Below are 15,683 nucleotides of genomic sequence, written 5' to 3'. Positions count from 1 at the left end.
ATTACTTTAATGTCACTTTGAGATTACCTTGAAATTACCTTGAAATTGTATAAAAGGCTCACTTGAGCCTTTTATACAATCCTTTGCAGTTAAGTGTTAAGTGTAATTAACTCAATGTAATATATATTTTTATACTACAATTTAAGCTCATAAATTATCGAGGTCGTTATGCGCTTATTTGTTATATTATTTTTTGCACTAAATAGTTTGGGTTTAGCTATAGCTGAAGAAGTAGAGCTTTCAGAAAAAGTCCCTTCATACAACACAGAGCATACGATGATACTGCTCAACCGAGGCTCAAGCATTTTTGCTATTAACTTGCCAACCTATAACCCGCCTCACGATATGCAAATAGTCTATAAAGTAGAAAACCCTGATATTGCTTTTTTAGAGCTGATACGTAATGCTGAACTTATAACTATAAAACCACATCCATTTGATATTCAAAACTTAATAGATGGGGCCGAAATAACCATTACTGCAGATGTATACGAGGGTGATTATAGGCAAAGTGGCAGTTTAATTTACTCAAATAGAGAAATAATAATGAGTGAAAAGCTCTACTCAAGAAAGTTAAACGATCTAGCAGAGTCATCAAGATGGCAAGACTACGACTTAATTAATCTAGGTGGTACTGAGCGTATTTATATTCATAAAATTCAAAAAGCGCCGAGCTATAACCATCTTATTTTTGTTGATTTAGTCAATGCGTGTATACAAAAGCTTCGTACCTCAAAACGTGTCCCAGCTGAAAATGAGCTTACCTACAAATTTATTAATTGCGGTACGCTTAAGCCACTTTATTACAACGCTGATGATTTTAAAAAGTAAAAGAGCGAGTATACGGATGCTAAATTATTTTAATATTTAGGCATAAAAAAAGGCTCTTTCGAGCCTTTGGATTAACTTTGGAATAGTTAAAAATTTTTAAATTAGGTCAGCGTTAATAGCTGTGGAGCAACGCTATGATAATCAACAGCCATAGCAATACTTAACGCTGTAATATTAATAATTGAAAATGCGAACACTTTACGTGCCCAGCTACTCATATCAATATTACGACGATAACCACGTAGCGCCATTAGCAACCACCAAAAGCTGGTAATACAAGCAACAGCCATAAAAGCAGCACCTGTGTAGCCAGTAATTGGCAGTAACATCACAACTAAGGCGTATACAGCAATATAAAGCACAATGTGGCGTTTTGCTTTGTCGATACCTTGCGCCACGGGTAATACAGGAATACCTGCAGCTTGGTAATCTTTAAAGCGAAAAATAGCGATGGCGTAAGAGTGCGGCATTTGCCACAAGCTAAACATAACTAGCAGTATTAATGCGCCCATATCGAACTGCCCTGTTACGGCGCAGTAACCTACTACTGGCGGTACAGCGCCAGAAAGGCTGCCAACAAAAGTGCCATATACTGAGTTACGTTTCATGTAGAGGCTATAAACCCCCACATAAATTACGTAGCCAAAGGCTGCAAAAAATACCGCGGCTTGAGTGGTATAGGCGATAAGTAAACCAAAGCCAATAACGCCCAATAAAACACCGTGGCTAAGTGCAGCGAAGGCCGACATTTCGCCTGTTACTGTTACCCGTGTACGAGTACGTGCCATGGCTACATCTATGTCTCTATCTATAACATTGTTGATAGCACAACCTGATGCAACAACTAGCGACAAACCAATTAATGTGGCAATCATTAACCATGGATCTATATCACCGCGCGAGGCAAGTAAAAACCCACCCGCTACGCTGATCAAATTGCCCATAATAATACCCGGCTTTGTCACTGATAAATAACGACGAAACATCTTCAACTCCTAGTACATCATCATTGCGTTAGATTCATAAATGATCCAAACAGATAACCCAACAACCATTACGATGATCAGAGCACTGAATAGGAATGAGAAAGTACTTGCACGGCCATTTTCGGTCGTAAAATTAAGGTGTAAAAAGTACTTTAAATGCACCCAAATTTGTACGATTGCAAAAATAACAATGCTCCAAAGCGTTGTTGCTTTTGAGAAGTCACCTTCCATAACCATATAAAACGGTATAGCAGTTAAAATTACCGATAACACAAAGCCAATTAAGTAAGTTTTAACACTGCCATGAGATTCATCATGATGATCACTTTGCGTTTGTTTTAACGCATGCGTTTCGCTGTGGCTCATTACATTGCTCCCATCAAATAAACAACGGTAAATACACAAATCCAAACAATGTCTAAGAAGTGCCAAAATAGGCTTAAGCAGCTTAAGCGCGTTACGGTTGCTTTACCTAAGCCACGTTTAGCAACTTCAATCATCATTATGGTCATCCAAATTAGTCCAGCCGTTACATGTAATCCATGTAAGCCAACTAATGAGAAAAACGATGTTAAAAAGGCACTTTGTTGTGGGCCATTACCATGCACAATTAGGTGATGAAATTCGTATACTTCCATACCAATAAACACAGCACCTAAACAAAACGTAACAAATAACCAGGTCAGTGTTAGTGCCTTTTTTTGCCCTTGAGCGGCAATCATGGCAAAGCCAAAGGTAATACTACTAATAAGTAGTGCAGCAGTTTCTACTGCTACAAAGTCGAGTTCAAAAATATCTTTACCCGATACACCACCCGCTGTGTTCATAAATAACACAGCGTAAGTGGCAAAAAACGAGGCAAACAATAGGCAATCGGTCATTAGGTATAACCAAAAACCGAATATGGTGTCACCCGATGTATCGTGATGATCATGCGCGTGGGCATGATCATCGTGCGATACTGATTCTAAATTTGCAGAAAGTGTACTCACGCTTTTAGCTCCTTAATGCCACTTGAATTATACGCAGCTTCAGTGCGTGCAATTTCATCAGGTTGAATATAGTAATCAACATCGCTGGTGTAACAACGTTTGATAAAGATGGCAATTGCGCCTACTAGCCCAACAACAGCTAACCACCAAATATGCCAAATCATTGCAAAACAGAATACTGTTAAGCTTGCTGCCATTAACACGCCAGCTGATGTGTTTTTAGGCATATGAATAGGGCTATAGTTTGCTTTATCTTGGTATGCTTGGCCTTTTTCTTTCATGTCGGTCCATGCATCAATATCATCGATGTGTGGAATTGTTGCAAAGTTATAAATTTGCGGAGGTGAACTTGTAGCCCACTCAAGTGTGTGGCCGTTCCACGGATCGCCTGTTGTATCGTCAAGCGCTTCACGGTCTCTAAAGCTCACATATAATTGAATTACTTGGCTAACAATACCAAACATAATAATTACAGCACCGCCTGCGGCAATGTATAACCATATGTTCCAATCTGGATTATTAGTGTGATTTAAACGACGTGTCATACCTAAGAAACCAAGTACGTACAACGGCATAAATGCAACGAAGAAACCGATAATCCAACACCAGAATGATGCTTTGCCCCATTTTTCGTTAAGTTTAAAGCCCATTGCTTTAGGGAACCAAAATACAAAACCAGCAAGGTAGCCAAATACAGCACCACCAATAATGGTGTTATGAAAATGTGCAATTAAGAATAAGCTGTTATGCAGTACGTAATCGGCACCAGGAATAGCAAGTAATACACCAGTCATACCGCCTACGGTAAAGGTAACCATAAAGCCAAGAGTCCAAAGTACCGGTACGCTAATACGCAAACGACCTCGGTAAATGGTAAATAACCAGTTAAACAACTTAACTCCAGTTGGTACGGCAATAACCATGGTCATTACCCCAAAGAACGCGTTAACGTTAGCGCTCGACCCCATCGTAAAGAAGTGATGTAACCAAACAATAAAGCCTAAAATTGAGATTGCACCGCTGGCGTAAACCATCGATTTGTAACCAAATAAACGTTTACCGGCAAAGGTCGAAATAATTTCAGAGAAAATACCAAATGCTGGTAATACTAATATGTATACCTCAGGATGACCCCATGCCCAAAATAGGTTGATGTACATCATGGCGTTACCGCCCAATTCATTGGTAAAGAAGTGGAAATCGAGATAACGGTCAAGCGTTAGCATTGCAAGTACAGCAGTTAAAATTGGGAATGATGCTGCAATTAAGATGTTTGCCCACGTACATGTCCATGTGAAAATTGGCATTTTCATTAGGGTCATACCTGGTGCACGCATTTTAAACACGGTTGCTAAAAAGTTTACTGCTGTTAGAAGTGTACCGAGCCCGGATATTTGCAAGGCCCAAATATAATAATCTACCCCCACCCCAGGGCTAAAGGTCAACTCCGAAAGCGGTGGATAGGCCACCCAACCTGTTTTAGCAAACTCACCAAACACTAGCGACATATTAATTAAAATGGCACCGCTGGCTGTAAACCAAAAGCTTAAGTTATTTAAAAATGGGAATGCAACATCGCGAGCACCAATTTGCAGTGGTAAAACAATGTTCATTAAACCAATCATAAATGGCATAGCCATAAATATGATCATAATTACGCCGTGGGCAGTAAATATTTGGTCGTAGTGTTCAGGTGGTAAATAACCGGGCGCACCACTGGTAGCAAGCGCTAACTGAGCACGCATCATAATGGCATCAGAAAAACCACGGAACAGCATTATTAGTGCTAAAAGAATATACATTACGCCTAAGCGTTTATGATCAACAGACGTGATCCAGTCGCGCCAAAGCACGCCCCATTTTTTATACTTTGTAATAAGCCCGGCAATAATAAGCCCAGCTATAGCAATAACCGACATCGTGAACACAAGAATTGGCTCATGAAACGGAATTGCGTCTATTGTTAGTTTACCTAATAACGACATTATTATTCCTCGCCCTGGCTGTGAGATGATGGCATTGAGTGTTCATCCATTGCTTGATGCTTCTTACTCATTTGCCCATGTTCGCCCATCGCATGTTGCTTTTTGTTCATATCGCCATGTGCCTGCATGTATTTCATAACGATGGTATGAAATAAGCCGTCATCAACTTTACCGTAATAAGCAACTGGGTTATTTTCGCTTGCTTTTGCAAGCTCAACATAATTTGCATGAGTAAGATTATTAGCGCTTGAATTCGCTTTTACATCACTCACCCACTTATCAAAACCAGCTTGAGTAGGTGTAGCAATGGCATTAAACTTCATACCAGTAAAGCCTGCACCACTGTAATTTGCCGAAAAGCCTTTAAATGTACCTGGCTCATTAGCAATTAAGTGAAGCTTGGTTTCCATACCGGCCATTGAGTATATTTGACTACCCAATTGCGGAATGAAAAACGAGTTCATTGTGCTCTCTGAAGTGATTTTGTATTCAACAGGTACATTAGCCGGAAACACTAATTCATTAACCGTAGCAATACCTTGCTCAGGATAAATAAATAGCCACTTCCAGTTTAATGAAACCACTTCAACAGTAAGATGCTTACCTTTACCTTCAATTGGTTTGTAAGGGTCTAGCTCTTGGGTAGACACCCAGGTAATAACACCTAAAATAATCACAATAACAATAGGGACAGCCCAAACTGCGGCTTCAATTTTATTTGAATGAGCCCATTTTGGAGCGTAAATTTCATGAGTTTGCGTGTCTCTATATTTCCATGCGAAATACAAAGTCATCACAATAACGGGAACGACTACAAGCAACATAAGCACGGTTGCGATGATGATTAAATTTTTCTCATCTATGCCTATCTGCCCTTTTGGATCGAGTATCCCGCCTTTACAGCCTGACAACGCCAGCACTGTACTAGCTAAAGCAATATTACAAAGGTTACGAATTAACAAGGGAGTATCCTACAAACCTAAAAGTTCTAATTTGCTGCTTTAAATAAAAAACAAAGCAACGATTTTTCGGTAAAAACCCAAGTTAACTGGAATTAAATTATAAAAAATAAGGGGGCTATTCAAAACCTAAAGCTCATGCCAATAATGACCTAGCAACAAACCCAGCTTTCTAAACGCATTTATATAACGTAATAAAAGTTAACTTGGGTGAGTGGTGGTTGGCTGAAATGTGTTTAAAAAACACTGAGCTACTTTGTTTTAGCTAACCTTAATTATTTACAGCAAGAACAAATAATTAAAACCAGCAACAAAATGCAGCCTTACAGACAACCTGTAAAGCTAGGTGGAGCACGACAACCGTGTGCAACTTGCACTGGCTGAAGAACTTTAGCCTCGCTAAAAGCAAAGGCTGCTTTACGGAGGATAATTCCAGCACGACGCGCTGGAAAAATATGGAACAATAGCCAGCAAAGGCCAATAAGTAACTGACTTGATATGATCGGATGAGCTAAAAATTGCACAATAGTAAGTAACAGCGGCTCTACAATAAACCCATCACTTAATAGCGCTTCAAGCTTGAAGGCATCCTCTAGTGCACCACTTAGCAACATTACAGTATTAAACACTAATAAAGTTATAGCTACACACACGCCCTTGCCTGCTTTATTCAAGCGCTCACACGTCTGCGGCTCGCCAGAGGCAAGATCCGTATTTGTATGATGCAAAGAAAGTGTGTTCAAAAACATTAACCTACTAAAATGACTATAACAAAATTAGAGTAATACAGTTTGCAATGGAAAAATTTAAAAAACATTGCTGCTGTAAGCCCAAAATACCGGTGCTAAATACAATCAAATCTAGCTAGCATATATTTGCCTAGTGAAAATTGATCCGTATCAATCGAACTTTCAAAACTTATTGAAAGTTCGAACCTGAGTATAACAAAGAGAATTTTCTGTTCAACTAAAAATCAATTAATTTGGGTTAAGCTTTCGAAGCTATTTTGTTAATAAAAAATAACAAAATAAAAACAACAACTTAGCCATTAAAAATATTTCAAATTCACATTGAATTTATTATAAATAAAGTAGCTATGATAAACTCAATGAACATAAATAGCTTGATACATACAATAATGAATATTATCACTTAAGCGATAATGGTCATTGTCATAAAAACCCTCTATTTAAAAATTTTAACTTACCTTTTATTTCTACTACACGAGCTTCCCCAATACGCAGGCACCATAATCATCACCTACACTAAAAAACTATCTATAAAAAGCAGGCTTTGCTCATTAACATCAATAGTTAGAGAGTAATTAGCATGCGCGTTAGTGGAATGAAAAAAATAAATAAAAATCAAAAAATTCGTTTCATTTGAGTCCCCTACCGCTAATCACATTAAATAAGGCTTAAAATGTGGCATTATTTGCATTACTTTAGCAATCAACACATAATCGATACAAATAAAAAGCATTATCATTAGCATTATAAAAGGACACTTATGCGCTCAAGCATTTTATTAGCAATTTCAATTTCCCTCTCGTTATCAAGTGGTGTTTACGGACAAGAAAAAAGTAAAGTAACACTCGATAAAACAAACAAAACGTATACATTTTTGGCAGATAAAGGAAGCTATATTAGTGCGATTGTTGCTGCTAAAAATGATACTGAAATTTCTTTAATAGACCAAAACTCCCAACCTATACGAGAGGTATTAAATGTAAATTTAAAACAATCTAGGCTTCATTTTATTGCTGATTACGACAACCCAAAAATGATTTATTCTGGACCAATCCCAAACGTTACAATTAACAGGATTGTTAGTCAGAGTGAGCAAAATAACTATATACAAAAAACTGATAGTAAATTAATAAATCAAGCATTTTCAATGCTTGAATCCGGAGAAAAAACTGACGATGTATGGGACATTTTAATTAAGAATAACTCCCCTTTAATAGAGTCCCTTGATGATAATAGCTTACTAACATTTATTTACAGGGGAGCAAAAAATAATGTACTTATTTTCGGAGCTCCTGCTAATGATCATGGTTGGATGGAACGCCTCGGGAAATCAAACATTTGGTATAAAAGCTATAAAGTACCTAATGATACACAACTGTCTTATAAATTAGCGCCAGATGTACCCCAATTTACTGGAGAGCGTTACGAAAAAAGAGTTGCATTACTTGCAACGGCCCAAAGAGATGCTAATAACCCATATTACTTTCCAATTGCAGCTAAAACTAAATTCGAACAAAGTTCTGTTATAGATTTAAATAATCTCTCGAACCAATATTTAAAAAATGCACAGAGCAACTCCATTGTGCCTGCATTATCATTTGAATTAGATAGTAATATATTAAAAAATAAACGTAATATAAAAGTATACCGTTTTGGTGATATAACAAAATCAAATGCTATTCAGATTTTTATGTTTGATGGGCCTAAATATCTAGAAAAAGTTAACTTAGACTCTAAACTCAATACCTTGGTGAATAATAAACTTCTTCCCCCAATAGAAGCTATATTTATCGACAACTTAGACAATAAGACTAGGGGAAACGAGTTACCAGATAACCCAAATTTCACTAAAATGCTAACATCTGAATTATTACCTACCATAGAAAAAAACTCTCCTGTTAAATTTTCTGCAAAGCAAAGAGTTTTAGCCGGTTCTAGCTATGGTGGTATTGGTGCGACTACAACCGCTTTTAGACGCTCTGATATTTTTGGTAACGTTATTTCTTTAAGCGGTTCTTATTGGTGGGCTCCTAAACATAAAAAATCGTTAAATACATATTATGTATCCGAAAACTTTATGATTAAAGATCTGTTACCTATCAACTTTTTTATTACTGCAGGACTCTTTGAAGGAAGTCGAAATGGTGGAAAAGGAATTCTTGATGGTAGCAGACACTTACGCGATATCTTAAGAATGAAAGGCTACGGTGTTCACTATAAAGAATACGCTGGAGGACACGATTATTACGTGTGGCAAAGTGCAATTATAGATGGCTTAATAGCACTATTTGCAAAAGATAAAGTAAGTATAGCTGATAGTTAAATTACTCAAATAGACGTTGGCTATTTTTTAAGTGCAATTAATAGCCCTCTATTTTATTAGTTTATGGGCGAGCATAATTTAAAAAAATATTTAATATTAGAAATACTTGAAAGTTGAGGGATATATAAATGGAGTTAAATTAAAACAACTCAAGTGATCCTTTATGGAAGTAAACCCACCGAACTTGAATTGCCTTTCATACTGAAAAAATCTTCACATAGAATATAAAGATTTATTATTTACACTATGTGAAGGTGAAAATAAAAACAGCCCAAATTCAGTCACCACCGAAATTGAGCTGCTTTTCACACTGACAACATCTTCACACACAATATAAAGATTTTTGGTTTAAACTGCGTGGAAATTGTAGGAAATAAAAACAACTCAAACCCAGTCACCACCGAATTTGAGTTGCCTTTCACACTGACAACATCTTCACACACAATATAAAGATTTATGGTTTACATTACGTGGCATTGAAAGGAAATAAAAACAACTCAAACTCGTTCTTTATGGAAGTGAATCCACCGAATTTGAGTTGCCTTTCACACTGACAACATCTTCACACACAATATAAAGATTTATGGTTTACACTGCGTGGCATTGAAAGGAAATAAAAACAACTCAAACTCGTTCTTTATGGAAGTGAATCCACCGAACTTGAGTTGCCTTTCACACTGACAACATCTTCACACACAATATAAAGATTCTTTTAAGCGAGACTAACTTGCCTCAAGCTTATGACTAGAGCCTTGCTCTATGTCTGTAGTTAAACTTTAGAGTGTTAGCTCCAATTTGACAAACGAGAAAAATAAACCTAATAGGTGAAAAAAACTAAACTATAGACGTTTGTCTAATACATTAAGATTGGATTACTTTAGAAGCTATCGAGTTAAGCAGTTTTACAGACACAAAAAAAGCGCTATAAAGCGCTTTTTAATATTTAAGGCGGACTTAAATAATTTGGTTTTCTTTCCAGGCTTGCTCTTTAGCTAAACGGTTTTTGCGTTTATCACATGGATCATCGCAATCACAGGCTTTATCAATACCAACCGAACCTAAACCACCACAGCTGCTTGCCATAGATTTTTTTTGCACGATCATACCAACGGCCATAGCCGAAACTATCAAAATTAGTAAGCCAAAAGTAAGAAGAAAAAGTGACATTGCTTAGCCCCTATTGATCAGCAATTAATTAAACTCAAACATTTTTGAGCGACTGCTATTATATACCCAAATAACGCGAAAATAAACAAGCCAGCACCATACTACAAATAAGGTTTAAATGCAGGGCTTGAATAAGTAACTAAACCCTCATTTGATTTACCTATTAAGTATACCGGTAAATCGTGCTGCTGAGCGTATGCTTGCGCTTTTTCCATACCCATCACAGTAAGTGCAGTCGCTAAACCATCTGCCGTCATAGCGCTTGGATGAAGCACAGTTACCGACACTAAGTCGTGCTTAATAGGCATGCCGGTCACGGGATCAATTAAATGAGTATAGATCTCGCCATCCATTTTATAAAAAATACGGTAATCACCTGACGTAGCAATACCGTTTGTACCTGGCGATAAAACACGGTGCACCTTTCGCTCTCCAGGTTGCGCATCTGGTTGCTCAATCGCAATTTTCCAATCCTGATTATTTGGCTTTTCACCTGCTATACGCAGCTCTCCACCAATCTCAACCATGTAATTGGTAATACTGTGGCTTTCTAATAACTGCGCTACCTTATCAATACCATAGCCTTTAGCCGTTGCCGAAAACGAAAGCTCTAACCCATTAACTGTTTTAGACAGTCCTTGCTCATCTAAAATAAGTTTATCAATACCTATTTTTTCGACCATACTTGCAAGCTCTTCATCACTTGGGCGATTTGTTGGTTTTTTATCAGGACCAAAGCCCCATAAATCAATTAAAGGCCCCATAGTGACATCGAGTGTTTTAGTTGATTCGCCTAAGCGAATAGACTCGCTGATAACAGCCCTAAAATCTTCACTAATTGGCATAACTTGATTTGCTGGTAATCTGTTAAATGTATTTATTTCAGAGCCTTCTATGTAAGTAGACATAGACTGATTCACATCTTTTAAAACAGCGTCTATTTGCAGCTGTAATTGTGAAGCTGATAGCTGGCCCTGCTCATCGTAATATTTAATATGATAAGTGGTGCCCATAGTCTTACCTTCTATAAAGGTTTCCCTCGACTCTGATTTTTCACCACACCCAGACAGTAATAAGGTCAGTGTGATTAGTAAAAAGGCCATTATGCCTTGTGAAGTACTTACTCGATTCATAGCAGCTCTACTTAATAGATTGATAAAATTAAAGAATAAAAAAAGCCTCGTAACACAAGTGCTACGAGGCTGGTATTTTAACCAAAACTAAACTGTTTTGGTATTAGTGTTAGCCACCGAAGTCATCTAGTAAGATATTTTCGTCTTCAACACCTAAATCTTTAAGCATAGTAATAACTGCCGCGTTCATCATTGGAGGACCACACATGTAGTACTCACAATCTTCCGGCGCTTCGTGATCTTTAAGATAGTTCTCAAATAACACGTTATGGATAAAGCCAGTATAGCCTTCCCAGTTATCTTCAGGTTGTGGATCTGAAAGTGCTGTATGCCATACGAAATTAGGATTTTCAGCGGCTAGGCCGTCAAAATCTTCTACGTAGAACATTTCACGTTCAGAACGTGCACCATACCAAAAGCTCATCTTACGTTTAGAGTTCAAACGTTTAAGTTGGTCAAAGATATGTGAACGCATTGGCGCCATACCAGCACCACCGCCAACAAAGATCATTTCTGCATCTGTGTCTTTAGCAAAGAACTCACCAAATGGACCTGAAATAGTTACCTTGTCGCCTTTTGTAAGTGACCAAATGTACGAAGACATTTTACCACATGGCAAGCTTAGGTTTCTTGGAGGCGGAGCAGCAATACGCACGTTAAGCATAATGATGCCCTCTTCTTCTGGGTAGTTAGCCATTGAGTATGCACGAATTGTTTCTTCGTCTACTTTTGACTCCAGATCGAAGAAACCAAAATGGTTCCAATCGCCACGATATTCTTCAGGAACATCGAAATCTGCATATTTAACATGATGAGGTGGCGCTTCGATTTGGATGTAACCACCCGCACGGAAAGGCACTGACTCATCACCAGGGATTTGCAGTTTAAGTTCTTTAATGAACGTTGCTTTGTTATCGTTAGAGATAACTTCACAGTCCCACTTCTTAACACCGAAAATTGACTCTTCAAGTTCAATTTCCATGTCGTTTTTAACATTTACCTGACACGCTAAACGACAGCCTTCACGGGCTTCACCTTTAGAAATGTGATCAAGCTCAGTTGGCAGAATATCACCACCACCTTCTTTAATGTGTACACGACATTGACCACAAGAGCCACCGCCACCACAAGCAGATGATACAAATATACCTGACTCAGATAATGCACTTAAAAGCTTATTACCTGCTGATGTAGTAATGGCTTTGTCTTTATCGCCATTAATACCGATGATGATGTCACCGCTTGCAACTAACTGAGATTTAGCACCAATGATCACTAAAACTAGTAGTACAACGATAGCGATAAAAACACCAACGCCTAAGAAAATCTGATAATCCATGATTTATCCTCGCTACCCTTTACAGTGAAATACCAGAGAATGACATAAAGCCAAGTCCCATTAAACCAACAGTGATGAAGGTAATACCTAAACCACGTAAGCCATCTGGTACGTCTGAATATTTCAGTTTCTCACGGATACCTGCAAGTAATGTAATTGCAAGCGCCCAACCAACACCAGCGCCTATACCATAGACAACAGACTCGCCGAAGTCATAGTTACGCTCAACCATGAAAGATACCGCACCAAATATTGCACAGTTAACTGTGATAAGTGGCAAGAAGATACCTAATGCGTTGTATAGTGCAGGGAAAAACTTATCCAATGCCATTTCAAGAATTTGCACAAGTGCTGCAATAACACCAATGAAAGTTAAGAAACGTAAAAAGCTAAGATCCGCATCTGGATAACCTAACCAAGTAAGTGAACCTGGTGCAAGTACCGCATGGTAAACCAAGTTGTTAACAGGTACAGAAATACCCAATACAACTATAACCGCTATACCTAGGCCAATTGATGTAGTTACTTTTTTAGATACTGCTAAAAAAGTACACATGCCTAAGAAGAATGATAACGCTAAGTTCTCAATAAAAACGGCTTTTACAAATAAACTAATATAATGTTCCACTATTTGCCCCTTACGCTTTAGCTTCTACTTGGTCTTTCTTATAAGTACGAAGTACCCATATGAATAAACCAATTATGAAGAATGCACTCGGTGGTAAGATCAATAGACCCATAGGCTGATACCAACCGCCATCTTGTACTAATGGGATAATATCAACACCGAATAGTGAACCCTTACCGAATAGCTCACGAATGAAACCAACTGTAAGTAGTACTACAGAGTAACCTAAGCCATTACCAATACCGTCAAGGAAAGACATAATTGGTGGCGACTTCATCGCATATGCTTCAGCACGACCCATTACAATACAGTTAGTAATAATTAGACCAACGAATACAGAAAGCTCTTTTGCCGTAGCGTAAGAGAATGCCTGTAATACTTGGTCAACAACGATTACCAACGATGCAATAATTGTCATTTGTACGATGATACGAACAGATGATGGGATCTGGTTACGAATAAGCGAGATAAAGAAGCTCGAAAATGCAGTTACTAATGTCAATGCGATTGACATGATTAACGCATTTTTTAAGCTAGACGTTACCGCTAGCGCAGAACAAATACCAAGTACTTGTAGTGCGATTGGGTTGTTAGCTAAAACCGGACCAAATAGGACCGCCTTCATTTCTTTAGTATCAGCCATTATTTCAATGCTCCTTTACGTACTTTCGCAAGGAAAGGACCAAAGCCATTTTCGCCAGTCCAAAAGTCAACTGCATGATCAACACCGTTAGACGTTAATGTAGCACCTGAAAGACCATCGATCTTATGCTCATCATTGCCCGCAGTACCTTTAACAATTTGAATTGGAAGTTCTTTACCTTCCCATGTAGCAGTCCACTGTGGATTTTGGATTTCGCCACCTAGACCTGGGGTTTCATTATGCTTGTAAAAGATAATGCCTTTAACTGTTTCACCATCGCTTTCAAGCGAGATAAAACCGTACATTAAGCCCCATAAGCCGTAGCCTTGGATAGGAAGAATAATTGCATCAACTGAGCCATCTTCTTTTTTAGAGATATACACCGGCGACTCTTTAGTCACACGTTGAATACCAGCAATATCTTTAACGCCTTTCTCTTTAAGAGAAACACTTAGCGCTGCATCATATTTGCTTTTTTCAAAGTCAAAGATTGTTGGGTCTGTATCTACAAACTCACCTGTAGTCATGTTTACAACGCGCGCTTCGATTTTTGCATCAAATGTTTCTAAAACATTTTCAACTTTATCGATACCCGCAGCAGCCAAGATATTGCTTTGAATATCTTTGTTTTTATTAGCTTGCTGTAAAGGACGAAGCTGTACAGAAGCAAACGATACAATGATTGCACACACTAAACATAGTGCTACAACAACTGATAACGTTTTACCGATTGATTCGTTATTACTAGACATTACGTGCCAACCTCCGCTTAATATTAGCCTGCACTACAAAGTGATCGAACAGTGGAGCGAATAAGTTAGCAAATAAGATTGCTAGCATCATACCTTCTGGGAAAGCAGGATTCACAACACGTATCATAACCACCATAAAGCCAATCAATAGACCATATGCCAATTTACCTTTGTCAGTAAATGCAGCTGATACAGGGTCAGTAGCCATAAAGAACATACCGAACGCAAAGCCACCAAGTACTAAATGCCAATACCAAGGCATGGCAAATACAGGGTTAGTTTCTGAGCCAACAGCATTTAGTAAAAATGCAGTTGCTACCATACCTAGGAATACACCTAGTACGATGCGCCAAGAAGCGATACGAACATAAATTAAGAACAAACCACCTACTAATAATGCAAGTGTAGATGTTTCACCTACAGAACCTTGAATGAAACCGTAAAACGCATTCCACCATAATTCCATGTTTGCAAAATCAAGTGTGCCAGCAAATGCTTGGCCTAGCATAGTTGCACCAGAGAACGAATCTACTGCTGTCCATACTGTGTCACCTGAGATTTGAGCTGGGTATGCAAAGAACAAAAATGCACGGCCGGCTAAAGCAGGGTTTAAGAAGTTACGGCCAGTACCACCAAAGATTTCTTTAGCGATTACTACACCAAACGTAATACCTAACGCAACTTGCCATAGAGGAATCGTTGCAGGCAAAATAAGTGCGAATAATACTGAAGTAACGAAGAAACCTTCGTTAATTTCATGCTTACGCACAGAAGCAAATATAACTTCCCAAAAGCCACCTACTGCAAATGTTACCGCGTAGATAGGTAGGAAGAAACATGCTCCATAGAACATCTTAGCGCCCCAGCCTGCATCAGCGGTTAATTCACCACCGAATAACTGGAACAAACCAACTTGCCACGTATTTGCTAGTTCAAAACCTTGTGCTAAAGCACCTACGGCCTGATGACCGATATTGAACATACCAAAAAACATAGCTGGGAACGTCGCCATCCACACTAAAATCATCATGCGTTTTAGGTCGATGTTATCGCGTACGTGTGTCGCGCCTTTATTTACGTAGCCTGGTGTATAAAAAATAGTTGCAGCTGCTTCATACAGTGCATAAAACTTTTCATATTTACCACCGGCTTCAAAATTCGGCTCGATATCTTCTAGATATTTTTTTAAACCCATC

General features: G+C 38.3%; 15 protein-coding genes. 2 read left to right on the top strand and 13 right to left on the bottom strand.

Going from position 1 to position 15,683, the window contains the following annotated elements:
- Positions 1–168: 168 nt before the first annotated feature.
- Complete coding sequence (locus tag I6F40_RS06370) at positions 169–831, top strand: hypothetical protein (protein WP_166378516.1); 663 nt, start codon at positions 169–171, stop codon at positions 829–831.
- A 101-nt stretch (positions 832–932) separates the two neighbouring features.
- Here the strand turns inward: I6F40_RS06370 and cyoE are convergent, their stop codons facing one another.
- The 6 genes from cyoE to I6F40_RS06340 form a co-directional block, all read right to left on the bottom strand.
- Positions 933–1,817 (bottom strand): heme o synthase, encoded by an 885-nt coding sequence (gene cyoE, locus I6F40_RS06365; protein WP_007581172.1) that lies wholly within the window; start codon positions 1,815–1,817, stop codon positions 933–935.
- Between the two features lie 9 nt (positions 1,818–1,826).
- On the bottom strand, positions 1,827–2,183 hold the full coding sequence (gene cyoD / locus I6F40_RS06360; protein WP_166378518.1) for a cytochrome o ubiquinol oxidase subunit IV: 357 nt from the start codon (positions 2,181–2,183) through the stop codon (positions 1,827–1,829).
- On the bottom strand, positions 2,183–2,809 hold the full coding sequence (cyoC, locus tag I6F40_RS06355) for a cytochrome o ubiquinol oxidase subunit III (RefSeq protein WP_007581168.1): 627 nt from the start codon (positions 2,807–2,809) through the stop codon (positions 2,183–2,185). The genes cyoD and cyoC overlap by 1 nt, the downstream gene beginning before the upstream one ends.
- Positions 2,806–4,794 (bottom strand): cytochrome o ubiquinol oxidase subunit I, encoded by a 1,989-nt coding sequence (cyoB, locus tag I6F40_RS06350; protein WP_007581166.1) that lies wholly within the window; start codon positions 4,792–4,794, stop codon positions 2,806–2,808. The genes cyoC and cyoB overlap by 4 nt, the downstream gene beginning before the upstream one ends.
- Before the next feature lie 2 nt (positions 4,795–4,796).
- Positions 4,797–5,756 carry a ubiquinol oxidase subunit II gene (gene cyoA, locus I6F40_RS06345; protein ID WP_024608764.1) on the bottom strand — a complete coding sequence of 320 codons (960 nt, stop codon included), beginning with the start codon at positions 5,754–5,756 and terminating at the stop codon, positions 4,797–4,799.
- A gap of 320 nt (positions 5,757–6,076) precedes the next feature.
- Positions 6,077–6,496 (bottom strand): hypothetical protein, encoded by a 420-nt coding sequence (locus I6F40_RS06340; RefSeq protein WP_007581161.1) that lies wholly within the window; start codon positions 6,494–6,496, stop codon positions 6,077–6,079.
- A 766-nt stretch (positions 6,497–7,262) separates the two neighbouring features.
- On the opposite strand from I6F40_RS06340, the gene I6F40_RS06335 reads away from it, so the two are divergent.
- Entirely contained in the window at positions 7,263–8,825 is a 1,563-nt protein-coding gene (locus I6F40_RS06335; RefSeq protein WP_197192668.1) for an alpha/beta hydrolase-fold protein, read from the top strand.
- A gap of 954 nt (positions 8,826–9,779) precedes the next feature.
- On the opposite strand, the gene nqrM is transcribed toward I6F40_RS06335, so the two are convergent.
- From nqrM to I6F40_RS06300, 7 genes are all read right to left on the bottom strand, one after another.
- Positions 9,780–9,992, bottom strand: coding sequence for a (Na+)-NQR maturation NqrM (gene nqrM, locus I6F40_RS06330; RefSeq protein WP_007376137.1), 213 nt, complete (start codon positions 9,990–9,992; stop codon positions 9,780–9,782).
- Positions 9,993–10,093: 101 nt separating this feature from the next.
- The gene (locus tag I6F40_RS06325) at positions 10,094–11,125 is read right to left on the bottom strand and encodes an FAD:protein FMN transferase (RefSeq protein ID WP_197192667.1); all 1,032 of its coding nucleotides are present in this window, start codon (positions 11,123–11,125) and stop codon (positions 10,094–10,096) included.
- Between the two features lie 109 nt (positions 11,126–11,234).
- Positions 11,235–12,464, bottom strand: a complete 1,230-nt coding sequence (gene nqrF / locus I6F40_RS06320; protein ID WP_007584893.1) for an NADH:ubiquinone reductase (Na(+)-transporting) subunit F — start codon at positions 12,462–12,464, stop codon at positions 11,235–11,237.
- Positions 12,465–12,483: 19 nt separating this feature from the next.
- Positions 12,484–13,092 carry an NADH:ubiquinone reductase (Na(+)-transporting) subunit E gene (gene nqrE, locus I6F40_RS06315; protein ID WP_007584892.1) on the bottom strand — a complete coding sequence of 203 codons (609 nt, stop codon included), beginning with the start codon at positions 13,090–13,092 and terminating at the stop codon, positions 12,484–12,486.
- Between the two features lie 10 nt (positions 13,093–13,102).
- On the bottom strand, positions 13,103–13,735 hold the full coding sequence (locus tag I6F40_RS06310) for an NADH:ubiquinone reductase (Na(+)-transporting) subunit D (RefSeq protein WP_007584891.1): 633 nt from the start codon (positions 13,733–13,735) through the stop codon (positions 13,103–13,105).
- Complete coding sequence (locus I6F40_RS06305; RefSeq protein ID WP_024604967.1) at positions 13,735–14,487, bottom strand: Na(+)-translocating NADH-quinone reductase subunit C; 753 nt, start codon at positions 14,485–14,487, stop codon at positions 13,735–13,737. Before I6F40_RS06305 ends, I6F40_RS06310 begins: the two co-directional genes overlap by 1 nt.
- Positions 14,480–15,682: an NADH:ubiquinone reductase (Na(+)-transporting) subunit B gene (locus I6F40_RS06300; protein WP_166378526.1), complete on the bottom strand. Its 1,203-nt coding sequence runs from the start codon at positions 15,680–15,682 to the stop codon at positions 14,480–14,482. The genes I6F40_RS06305 and I6F40_RS06300 overlap by 8 nt, the downstream gene beginning before the upstream one ends.
- Position 15,683 lies beyond the last annotated feature (1 nt).

Source organism: Pseudoalteromonas sp. SWXJ133, assembly GCF_015864365.1.
Taxonomy (GTDB): Bacteria; Pseudomonadota; Gammaproteobacteria; order Enterobacterales; family Alteromonadaceae; genus Pseudoalteromonas; species Pseudoalteromonas arctica.
This window is presented reverse-complemented; position numbering and strand designations above follow the sequence as displayed.